Here is a 10,282-nt window from a genome sequence, read left to right on the forward strand (position 1 = left end):
TCAGGACTTCTTCAGCTGGAAGTGCCAGATGCCGCTGACACCCTTGCCGGTGGTCTCGACGACGCTGATCTGGACGGTGTCCACGGTCTCGCCGGTCTGGCTGGAGAAGAACGCGCTGGCCGGGATCGTCCGGTACGTCTTCTTGTACGGCTCCTGCTCGGCCCGCTGGCCGTTGATGAAGAGCGTCCAGCCGTGCTCCGCGATCTCCGGATCGACGCCGAAGCGGATCTTGTCGTCCGTGGAGACGTCGATGGTCTTGGTGGCCTTCTTGTTCAGGCAGGCCGCCGCCGTGTCGTTCTTGAGCGCCTTGCCGTCGTTGTAGCAGGCGGCCTCGGTGTTGACCGAATCGGTGCCCACCGTGATGGTCGAGAGCGGCGTCGGCTTGTCACAGGCGGCGAGGACGAGGAGCCCGGCGGACACCGCGCCGAGGACGGCACCGGCCCGGCGGGACCTACCAGAGAGGAGCGCTACGGTCATGGGCCGAAGGTTATCGGTTGCCCGCCGCAGCGAGGCGAGGGGGTACGGCGAGCCGCTTCGACCCCCTGACGCGGACAGCGCGGGATCAGGCCACCCGCGGATGCCCACTGGGCCGTTTGGCCGCCCGCAGCAGCCCCCGTACGGCGGCCAGCGCGCCGAGCGCGACGAGACCCGCGGCCACCGACATCCCCAGCACCCCGTTGAGCGGCAGCGCGATCCCGATCGCCCCGCCCACCACCCACGCCATCTGGAGCAACGTCTCGGAACGGGCGAACGCCGACGTCCGTACCTCCTCCGGGACATCGCGCTGGATCATCGCGTCCAGCGACAGCTTCGACAGCGCCTGCGAGAAGCCCGCGACCGCGCACAGGACGGCCATCATCAGGCCGCCGAAGAGCACCGCCGCCAGGATCGCCGCCGCCAGCGCGATCCCCAGCATCGTGGCGATGATCACCTCGGGGCCCCGCGCCTTCAGCCACGCGCCCACCGCCGTACCCAGCGCGTTCCCCGCGCCGGCGGCCACGCCCACGATGCCCAGCGAGACCGCCTCGCTCTGCCCGGACAGCGGGTGCTCGCGCAGCAGGAACGCGAGGAAGAAGATGAGGAAGCCGGAGAGGGCACGGTGCGTGGCGTTCGCCTGGAGACCGTGCAGGACCGCGGGCCCGACCGCGCGGAGCCCGGGCCGCCGGGGCCGGCGTTCCTTGCCCCGCTTCTCCCGTCGATTACGTACCCGCTCCGCGACCACGCCAGGCACGGGCACCGGCACCAGCCGCGCCCGGCGCTCGCCCTTCGCCGAGTCCACCTTGGGGGGCAGCGTGAAGGCCAGGACCGTACCGCCGAGGAAGATCACACAGGCGCCGTAGAGCGGCAGCCGGGGCCCGAACTGGTGCAGCCCGGCGCCGATCGGCGCCGCGATCCCGGTGGCCAGCAGCCCGGCCAGGGTGACCCGCGAGTTCGCCCGTACCAGCGAGAAGCGCGGCGGCAGCAGCCGCGGCACGACCGCGCTGCGCACCACCCCGTACGCCTTCGACGCCACCAGCACGCCCAGCGCCGCCGGATACAGCTCCAGACCGCCCGTGATGACGGCCGTCGACATCAGGATCGCCAGCACCGCCCGGGTCAGCATCGCCGCGGCCATCGCGGCGCGCCGGCCGTGCGGGAGCCGGTCCAGGAGCGGGCCGATGACCGGCGCGAGAAGGGTGAAGGGCGCCATCGTGATGGCCAGATAGAGCGCGACACGCCCGCGCGCCTCGTCCGTGGGGACGGCGAAGAAGACCGTGGACGCCAGCGCGACCGTGATCATGACATCGCCGGCGCCGTTCACCGCGTGCAGCTCGATCAGCTTCCCGAGCCCCGACTCGCCCGCACCGTGCGCGTGCGTCGCCCGCCGTACACCCCGGGCGGCGGCCGTGAACGGCAGCCGCAGCGCGTGGCCGACGGCCCGCCCCGCCCTGCGGAGCGGGCCGCCCCTGTCCGAGCGGGACGACCTGACGGCTGCCATTCCGCCATAGTGCCCCAACCCCGTGTGGTGCGAACCGATCTGGGCTATGACGGCGGCGGCGTGCCCCCGGTAAGCACCGATACGGGCGGACGCGCCCGAAAACTCTCCTTCAACTCTCCCGCGACCCTCCCCGAACCGCCCGCCGCCCTTTGACCACAGGGTTACGGCCTGGTTTCGGTGTGCGCCGAAGCACCGGAAAGGCGGCGCGCAGGTGGGCGGCGGGCGGCGGAGGGGGTAGCGTGCGTAGCGCGCCACCGGCGGTTGTTCTCGGCCGCGCGCCTCTTCGTCATCCCGCAGAATGGATGAAGAGAGGTGTGCCCGAGGAAATACGCGGGCGTGGACGTCGATGCGGCCCTCTGGTCCGCTCCGCCCTCGCCTCGTACCACCGCGAATCGGTTGGCGCACCCGTGAGACGGCGTAGGAGAGAAGCGAGACCTGTGAGTGCTGCGACGACGCGAAGCCGAACCCCCGACCGCCTGTGCGCCGAGGCGGTAGACCTCGCCAGGTCGGCCGCCGAGGAGGCGGCTGCCCCCGGGGTCGTTGGGGAACATGTCTCGGCGGTGGCGGAGGGGGACCGGGTCGTCACCCACTTCTTCGAGTGCAAGGAGATGGGCTACCGGGGCTGGCGCTGGGCCGTAACGGTCACCCGCGCCTCCCGCGCGAAGGCCGTCACCCTCGACGAAACGGTGCTGCTGCCCGGCCCCGACTCCCTGCTGGCCCCCGAATGGGTGCCCTGGAGCGAGCGCCTGCGCCCCGGCGACATGGGCCCCGGCGACCTGCTGCCCACCGAGGCGGACGACCTCCGCCTGGAGCCCGGCTACGCGGGCGAGGACGTCGGCGACGAGGCCCCGGCGGGCACGGTCCCGGCCGAGGCCCTGGCCTACCCCGAACTCGCCGAGGACACCGAGCCGCTGGACCTCACGGAGGCCCCGTACGAGCCGACGGCCACCCCGGACTCGCCCGCCGCCCCCGCCACCGAGTCCCCGTCCGTCCCCACCCGCTCCACGATCGCGGCGGTCGCCGAGGAACTCGGCCTGCGCCGCGCCCGCGTCCTGTCCCGCTACGGCCTGCACATCGCGGCCGACCGCTGGGACGAGTCCTTCGGCGCGAAGACCCCCATGGCCCAGGCGGCCCCGGCCCCCTGCGTCTCCTGCGGCTTCCTGCTGCCCCTGGCGGGCTCGCTGCGCCAGGCCTTCGGCGTCTGCGCGAACGAGTTCTCCCCGGCGGACGGCCACATCGTCTCCCTCTCGTACGGCTGCGGAGGCCACTCCGAGGCGGCGGTCATGCCGAAGCCCCTGAGGCCCCCGCCGCCGGTACTGGACTCGATGGGCGCGGACGCGTTCCCGCTGCGGCCGGCGATGGACAGCGGGTCGGTTCTGACGGCGGAGGACGCGATGCCGGAGGACCTGGGCCACTCGTAGGCGCACGGCCGGCGGTGGTGCTCGTGGTCGCCGTGGACAAGGACGGCCCGCCGGCCGAGCGCGCCGTGGCCAAGGTGGGCCCGCGCGGGCTATGAGAGCGACGGCTGCCTCTGCCTCGTCCACACGGATGGGTGGGCCGAGCGCCGCCCGGACGGCGGAGGAGCTGACCGTCGGCATCGTGGCCTACCCAGCAGCGGTCCTCGGCTCGCTGAAGATCGACCGCACCGCGTTCCCCGAACGGTCCGCCGCCGCCCGGCCGCGATCCGTCTGCTTCGCGTACGCGCCCGAGTCGCCCCGGAAGCGTTCGGTCAGGTTCTCGACCTGACCGCCGTCCTCACGCTCCCGCCGCCACCCCGCTGGAACAGGGCGACCCCGCCGCCCGAGTAGCCTCCTCGGCGCGGGAGGCGGGTCGCGGGACGGCAGAGGCTGTTGTCCAACCCCGAGCTGATCCAGCCGGAGTTGGACAGCAGCTTCTCAAATCCTGCTGATCCTCCAGGCAATCATTCCCGACGCCCCTTGCCCGCCCGTGATGTCGAGGCGTACCGACTCAGGGGCGACGAACCGCTCGGACACGACGGACCTGTCGCAGGGAAGGGACTTCGCGGCGATACCGGCTGCGGGAGTGAAGGTGATCTTCGCATCTCCGTCGCCCGCGCATGCCGCTGTCAGCCGGTATTCCTCCTTCGCGCGAAGGAACGGCTCCGAGTGAACTCCGTCAGTGACGCGTTCCACCCCCGATTCGACCAGCGTCTCCTGTGCCGCTGTGCCCTCAACGGCGGTGCGCGCCTCGGCGGCCAGCTTCTTCTCGGTCTCCTGGGCGGAGGATGCGCGCGCGCTGCTCGAAGGCGACGAGGCGGTCTCCCGGGGCCGATTGTCCTGGCCGGATGTGCAGGCGACCAGAAGAAAAGAGGAGAGCGCGGTGCACCCCAGCAGCATCGTCCTTTGACTCAGACGAAGTTGAGGCCTACTCATGACGAGGTCTCCCAGTACTTCCATCCGACTTCCTTGGTGGGAAGGCTGGCTTTTCCGCTCGCGATCACAGTTCCCGCGCCGCAGCCATTTCCCTTCGTGCGGTATTTCGTCCACGAGACCTTGTAGCCCCAGGATCCGTACTGGAGGTGTCCGTACTTCTTCTTGCCGATGTCGTGCGAGTAAGTGTGGCCAGTGGTGATCCCGACGCTCGCGCCGATCTTGCCGCTGACGGAGACCTTGGCCGACGCGATCACCCCGCTCATCTCAGCCTCGGCTCCGACTGTCATCTCGGCCGAAATGGTGCCGGACTTGGTCACACTGACGGACATCGTTCCCCCGGGCCCGTCTTTGTACTTGGTGCCGTTCCACCAAGCAGGCACGTGGTAAGCGGACTTGCTGGTGATGCTGATCCAGGTCTGCGGACCGTCACACCTGCTCGGGCTCCTCTCGGAGACCGGGGTTTCGACTCCCTCGACGTAGTCAGCCGGGTCGTTGATGTCCGTGTCTTCGGTCACCGCGGAAGCCGACGAGGCCGCATCCTCGGTTCTTTCCGATGGAGTGACTTCCGCGACGGCGCTTCCCGTCATCCCGGCACACAGCAGCAGCGAGGCTGTGGAAGCGATGACGACTTTCTTCGCCAGACCCATTTGGTCGCCCTTCTTCATACCGCCCCCGTGGCGGCCAACGGGCTTGACGCTATGCAGGGAATATGTACACGTCAAGCAGATAAGGAAGGGTCTGAGCGTAATTTGAGGAATACGCTGTGCAACGCAAATTCTGTGCAATATCCACCGCCTCCGGGCAACCGGATCCCATGAAATCGACTCCGGCGTGACCGGTTCGTGTCCTGTGTCAGGCGCGGCCGGCGGCGGGCAGGTCACTCTGTCAACCGTCTGACCGGACGGGGAGTTCGGTGATGCCGAGGGCGAAGTCTAGGTTCCCCACCCCATGGTTGGCGAGGCCCACCGTGACCACGCCCGCTCCTTCCAGCCAGTGCGCCATTTTCAGGCCGTCGACGTCCAGCGGGCGCAGCCCGAGGCTCTCGACGAACGTCTCCACACTTGCCTTGGCCTGTGTGCTGTCGCCCGCGATGAAGACGTCGGGCCGGCCCTTCTCCAGGACATGGCGGAAGACCGTGTTGAACGCCATCACCACGTTGGCGCCGGCCGGGGCCGCCTTGGCGACTTCCTGCGCGATCGAGGTCTCCTTGCGGTGGGCCAGCCCGTCGAACGTGGAATTGAAGGGATTGCTGATGTCGACGATGACCTTGCCCGCGAGAGCGTCTCCGTACTGGGCGACGGCCGGCACGACACCGTCGTACAACAGGGCCACGATGACGATGTCCCCGGCCGGGGCGGTGCCCCATTCTCCCGTCGTGGCGCCGCCGCCGAGAGCCTTGGCCAGGTCGGCGGCCTTGGACTGATCGCGGCTCATGACCTCGACGGTGTTGCCGCCCGCCACCGCCCGCGCGCCGATGGTGCGGGCCATGTTTCCGGTGCTGATGATGCTGATGCTGCTCATGAGATGTCCTGCCCTGGTTCCGTGTTGTCCGGTTCAGATGGCGGTGGTGCCGCCGTCGGCGACGAGTTCCGTGCCGTTGACGTAGCTGGAGTCGTCGGAGGCGAGGAAGAGGGCGGCGGTGGCGATTTCGTCGGGGCGGCCCATCTGGCCGCGGGGGATGAGGGACTCGAACTGGCGCTTGGTGGCCTCGTCGAAGAGTTCTTCCTGCTTGGCGGTGGCGACCTGACCAGGGGTCAGGACGTTGACGCGGATACGGCGGTCCTTGAGCTCGTTGAGCCAGATGCGGGCCCAGGCCTGCTGGACGGCCTTGCTGCCGGCGTAGACGCTCCAGCCGGGGAAGGCGCCGAGGGAGGCGTTGGAGCCGGTCATGAGGATGGAGCCGCCGTCGTTGAACAGCGGGAGGGCCTTCTGGACGGTGAACAGGGTGCCGCGGGCGTTGAGCCCGAACCAGGTGTCGAACTGGGCCTCGGTGATCTCGCCGAGCGGGGCGGGCTCGCCCCCTCCGGCGCTGGCCCACAGCACGTCGAGGCTGCCCTTCTCCCGCTTGACGGTGTCGTACAGGCGGTCCAGGTCGTCCAGATCGGCGGCGTCGCCCTGGACGCCGGTGACGTTGCGGCCGATCTGCTTCACGGCCTCGTCCAGGGCCTCCTGGCGGCGGCCGGTGATGAAGACGTACGCGCCCTCGTCGACGAACAGCTTGGCGCCGGCCAGCGCCATGCCGGTGGTACCGCCGGTGATGACCGCAACCTTGCCGTCGAGCTTTCCCATGGTTGTTCCTTTGAATCGGTGGTGCCGTGTGCACCTGGGGCGACAGTGTTAAGTAAACCGTCCTGTGTGCTTACGGTACGGGGCGCCCGGCCGGGGCGCAAGCTATGTACACCGGTCGTTACCCGGCTGGGGTACCATGGAGCCATGACGGAGTTGGAGAAGGGCCCCAAGGGCAGCCGCCGAGGCCGGGGCGCCCGCGAGCGCATCCTCGGTGCGTCCCAGCAGCTGTTCCGCGAGCAGGGCATCAACCGCACCGGTATGGACCAGCTGTGCGCGTCGGCCCAGGTGTCCAAGCGCACTGCCTACCAGCACTTCGCCGGCAAGGACGAACTCGTCGCCGAGTACCTGCGCCGGTTCGACCCCGCCGTTCTGTCCGGCGTGTTCGACCGCCCCGACCTCACGCCCCGCGAACGGCTCCTCGCCGCCTTCGACATTCCCCCCACCACGCCCCTGTGCCCCTACATCGCCGCCGCCGTCGAACTCCACGACCCCCAGCACCCGGCATCCCAGTACGCACGCGACTACAAGAAGGCCGTCGCCGCGCGGCTGTCCGACACCGCCCGCGAAGCCGGCGCCGCCGACCCCGAACAGCTAGGCGAGCAGCTCGCGTTGCTCATCGACGGCGCCGCCGCCCGCACCCGGGTCCTCGACGCCGACGCCTTCCCCACCGCCGCCGCCATCGCCGCCGTGCTCATCGACAACGCCCTCCCCGCCACAGCGGGCGATGACCGGCGACGGGAGGACGTGTCGGGTTGACGCGGCACACTGCGGCCGGGCCCGACGCACTGCCGGTCGCGTGACCGCACCCGCCGGTACGCGACACCGGCCGCCCGGCACCCGGCCCGGACCTGCCCGGCCTGCGCGCTCTGCCGTAAGCCTCCCGGCTGGGGGTCGTGGTTTCGGCCGTCATGGGCGGGGCCCGGCTGGTCATGTGCGGGTGGTTGCCGGGGGCGCCTCCGGGGGCACGTGCCCGGACCGCACGATTTACGCCGCGTGCGGGCCGGAACGTAAGGCGCGGGTGTCGTTCAGCGGCACAAATCGCGCTTTACGTCCGGACGCGCACCCCCTCCGACGCCCCCTTCCCCGCCCGCCACAAGCCCGGCCGGCCCGGGGCTACGCCTCGTCGAGGTCCTCGCCGTAGGTGACGTCCAGCTCCACCGCCAGGGCCTCGGCCAGTTGCGGTGCCTGCGTCCGGTCGATGGTCACCTGCTTGAGCGAGGCGATCCCGCGAAGCCGGGAGAGGTCATTACCGCGCAGATCCAGGCCGCGGTATTTGCCGCTGCCGAACTCGGTCAGCCGCAGATCGCAGCCATCGAGGAGGGCGGCGCTCAGATCGGTTCCGGTCAATGTCGTCTCCCGCAGGGAGCACTTCGAGAAGATCACGGCTCCTGCGGCGCGGACGCGAATGAGGGCGCCGTAGTCGAGCTTGCAGTTCTCGAACAGGACGTTTTCGAGGGTGAGATCCTCCAGTACGGCTCCCATCAGCTTGCAGCCGCGGAAGACCGCGCGGGAGATCCTGCTGTTGGACCGGTGCAGCGAGGCCAGATCGCAGCCGGAGAACTCCACGGAATCGACCCGGAGCGCGTCGAACCGAGTGCGCTGAGCCTTGAGGCCGGTGACACGGCCGTCCATCATCTGCGTGTCGGCCAGGTCCAGTTCGCGCAGATCGGCGTCGGCGTAGTGAAACTCCGTGATGCGACCACGACCGCCTTCGAGCGAGGCGACGTTGGACAGATACAGGCCGACTTCGTCCAGCGAGGGAAGCGTGACGCTCGTACGGCGGAACGTGCCGGTGTTCATCAGGTGCCTTCCATGTCGCCGTGCCGTACGGCGAGATGGCGGCGGAGGAACACACGGCAGTCGGTCGCCTCGCTGAGTGCCCCGTCGCCGGTGGCGAGCTGCTCGGCCCACCACCAGTCGTCGCACTCCGCGCAGTCCGGCACCGGCTCGGGAGGCGGGAGAGGCGTGCGGGCGGCGGTGGGTGGTTCGTCCGGTTCGGGGGCGAGTACGTCCTCGGGCCGTACCTCCCGATAGCAGTCGCAGATCATCGGACGCAGCCGCCAGCATCCGTTCGCGACTCCGAGGAATTCGACCAGTCTGCCGGTGCTCCTGTCGAGCACCGAGGAGCCCTCGTCCGGGGTGTCCGGGACATCCGGGGCATCCGTGGAGGCCATCGGCCGTTCAATGTTGGCCGATTGACGAGTTGTCGCCATGGGCTTTCCGTCCTCTGCGCACTTCGCTACATTCGCTCTCCGTGACGCAATCGTCGCTCTACGGAGAGGCGATTTGAAGCCAAGAGTCGTCCCGTGCGGTCCCCGGGACACGGAAAGGCCCCGCCCATGGCATTCCAGCCGAACGAACTTCATCCCGAGCGATCCGCCCGCGATCTCTTCGGCGCGGACGTTCGCCGCTACCGGGAGGCCGCGGGCCTCTCGCTCGTACGGCTCGCCGCCGTACTGAAGTACAGCAAGAGCCACTTGGCGCGGATCGAGACGGCGGAGTTCCTGCCGTATCCGGAACTGCCGCCGCAGCTCGATCTGCTCTTCGAGACGAACCAGCATTTCGAGCGGTTGTACGAGGTCGCGAGGCGTGAGCCGTTCCCCGGCAAGTATCGGCGGGTGATTGAACTGGAAGACGTGGTGACCATCTTCGAGGAGTACTCCAACGCGACTGTGCCGGGCCTGCTTCAGACCGCAGAAGTCGCCAAGTGCTCACTCCGATTGGGACACCCGCATGCGCCGGAAGCCGAGATCAAGCGGATGCTCGACGCTCGATTGCAGCGGCAGGAGAGGCTGCGGAGTGGCAACCCACCTCGTTACTGGTTCATCCTTGACGAGGCAGTGGTGCGCCGTCCGATTGGTGATCGACAGGTGATGCACAATCAACTCGCGTCAATTGCAGAGCTGTCCATGAAGTCGCACATCACGGTGCAGATACTGCCGTTCGAGGCGGGAGGGCACGCGGAGATGGGAGGCTCGATGGTGCTTTACACCATCCCGGACACTCCCTTGATGCTGTGGCTTGAAGGCAGTCGCAATGGAACGCTCATTGACGATCCGGACCCTGTCGCCGAGCGTCGTGAGTCGTACGATCTGCTCAGGGCGTGTGCCCTGTCACCCGAGGACTCCCGGGCGATGATCCGAGCAGCGATGAAGGAGTACGAGCAGGATGCATCCGGACCCACAGCACACTCCCCGGTGGCGTAAGAGTTCCTACAGCAACAACGACGGAGGGGTGTGCGTCGAGGTAGATGACGCGAACCCGGGCACCGTCCGCGACTCGAAGCGGCAGACGGGCCCCAGCCTGCGCTTCGAGCCGACTGCTTGGCAGGCTTTTGTCACGGCGCTGAAGGAGTAGAGACCGCATGCGTCACGGCCCACAGCGCACCCCCCGGTGGCGTAAGAGTTCCTACAGCAACAACGACGGCGGAATGTGCGTCGAGGTGGACGACGCGAACCCGGGCACCGTCCGTGACTCGAAGAACCGGACGGGCCCCAGCGTGCGCTTCGAACCGGGCGCGTGGCAGGTGTTCGTCACGGCCACGGCTGCCGAGGCGTTCGGGGCCTGAGCCGCGTTGCGTCGCTGTCGATGAGCGGCGCGCGCGGCTTGTGCGTCGGCTGTC

At 69.2% G+C, this 10,282-nt stretch carries 14 protein-coding genes; 6 read left to right on the forward strand and 8 right to left on the reverse strand.

All coding sequences use genetic code 11. The features are described 5' to 3' along the window. A complete protein-coding gene (locus tag AB0389_RS29840; RefSeq protein ID WP_366398627.1) occupies positions 1–477 on the reverse strand; it encodes a DUF2771 domain-containing protein in 477 nt (158 codons plus the stop codon). Between the two features lie 85 nt (positions 478–562). Continuing rightward, on the reverse strand, positions 563–1,978 hold the full coding sequence (locus AB0389_RS29845; protein WP_366398628.1) for an MFS transporter: 1,416 nt from the start codon (positions 1,976–1,978) through the stop codon (positions 563–565). 437 nt (positions 1,979–2,415) lie between these two features. On the opposite strand from AB0389_RS29845, the gene AB0389_RS29850 reads away from it, so the two are divergent. Together AB0389_RS29850 and AB0389_RS29855 are read left to right on the forward strand one after the other, a co-directional pair. Continuing rightward, positions 2,416–3,399, forward strand: coding sequence for a DUF3027 domain-containing protein (locus tag AB0389_RS29850; RefSeq protein WP_366398629.1), 984 nt, complete (start codon positions 2,416–2,418; stop codon positions 3,397–3,399). 127 nt (positions 3,400–3,526) lie between these two features. Then, a complete protein-coding gene (locus AB0389_RS29855) occupies positions 3,527–3,724 on the forward strand; it encodes a hypothetical protein (protein ID WP_366398630.1) in 198 nt (65 codons plus the stop codon). 149 nt (positions 3,725–3,873) lie between these two features. On the opposite strand, the gene AB0389_RS29860 is transcribed toward AB0389_RS29855, so the two are convergent. The 4 genes from AB0389_RS29860 to AB0389_RS29875 form a co-directional block, all read right to left on the reverse strand. After that, entirely contained in the window at positions 3,874–4,395 is a 522-nt protein-coding gene (locus tag AB0389_RS29860; protein WP_366398631.1) for a hypothetical protein, read from the reverse strand. Continuing rightward, on the reverse strand, positions 4,368–5,036 hold the full coding sequence (locus tag AB0389_RS29865; RefSeq protein ID WP_366398632.1) for a hypothetical protein: 669 nt from the start codon (positions 5,034–5,036) through the stop codon (positions 4,368–4,370). Before AB0389_RS29865 ends, AB0389_RS29860 begins: the two co-directional genes overlap by 28 nt. A 220-nt stretch (positions 5,037–5,256) precedes the next feature. Continuing rightward, the gene (locus AB0389_RS29870; protein ID WP_366398633.1) at positions 5,257–5,892 is read right to left on the reverse strand and encodes an NAD(P)-binding domain-containing protein; all 636 of its coding nucleotides are present in this window, start codon (positions 5,890–5,892) and stop codon (positions 5,257–5,259) included. A 33-nt stretch (positions 5,893–5,925) separates the two neighbouring features. Next, on the reverse strand, positions 5,926–6,660 hold the full coding sequence (locus AB0389_RS29875) for an SDR family oxidoreductase (protein ID WP_366398634.1): 735 nt from the start codon (positions 6,658–6,660) through the stop codon (positions 5,926–5,928). 144 nt (positions 6,661–6,804) lie between these two features. Between AB0389_RS29875 and AB0389_RS29880 the strand changes: the two genes are divergently transcribed. Next, positions 6,805–7,416: a TetR/AcrR family transcriptional regulator gene (locus AB0389_RS29880; protein ID WP_366398635.1), complete on the forward strand. Its 612-nt coding sequence runs from the start codon at positions 6,805–6,807 to the stop codon at positions 7,414–7,416. A gap of 357 nt (positions 7,417–7,773) precedes the next feature. Here the strand turns inward: AB0389_RS29880 and AB0389_RS29885 are convergent, their stop codons facing one another. Together AB0389_RS29885 and AB0389_RS29890 are read right to left on the reverse strand one after the other, a co-directional pair. Beyond that, on the reverse strand, positions 7,774–8,460 hold the full coding sequence (locus AB0389_RS29885) for a pentapeptide repeat-containing protein (protein ID WP_366398636.1): 687 nt from the start codon (positions 8,458–8,460) through the stop codon (positions 7,774–7,776). Continuing rightward, entirely contained in the window at positions 8,460–8,834 is a 375-nt protein-coding gene (locus tag AB0389_RS29890; RefSeq protein ID WP_366398637.1) for a hypothetical protein, read from the reverse strand. Before AB0389_RS29890 ends, AB0389_RS29885 begins: the two co-directional genes overlap by 1 nt. Before the next feature lie 165 nt (positions 8,835–8,999). Between AB0389_RS29890 and AB0389_RS29895 the strand changes: the two genes are divergently transcribed. Genes AB0389_RS29895 through AB0389_RS29905 form a run of 3 tightly spaced genes read left to right on the forward strand, consistent with a single transcriptional unit; the run spans position 9,000 to position 10,228 of the window. Next, positions 9,000–9,866 carry a helix-turn-helix transcriptional regulator gene (locus tag AB0389_RS29895; RefSeq protein ID WP_366398638.1) on the forward strand — a complete coding sequence of 289 codons (867 nt, stop codon included), beginning with the start codon at positions 9,000–9,002 and terminating at the stop codon, positions 9,864–9,866. Further along, entirely contained in the window at positions 9,829–10,017 is a 189-nt protein-coding gene (locus AB0389_RS29900) for a DUF397 domain-containing protein (protein ID WP_366398639.1), read from the forward strand. The genes AB0389_RS29895 and AB0389_RS29900 overlap by 38 nt, the downstream gene beginning before the upstream one ends. A gap of 7 nt (positions 10,018–10,024) precedes the next feature. Beyond that, positions 10,025–10,228, forward strand: a complete 204-nt coding sequence (locus AB0389_RS29905) for a DUF397 domain-containing protein (protein WP_366398640.1) — start codon at positions 10,025–10,027, stop codon at positions 10,226–10,228. Positions 10,229–10,282: the final 54 nt, after the last annotated feature.

Origin of the sequence: Streptomyces sp. NPDC093109 (assembly GCF_040701725.1) — a bacterium.
Lineage (GTDB): Bacteria > Actinomycetota > Actinomycetes > Streptomycetales > Streptomycetaceae > Streptomyces.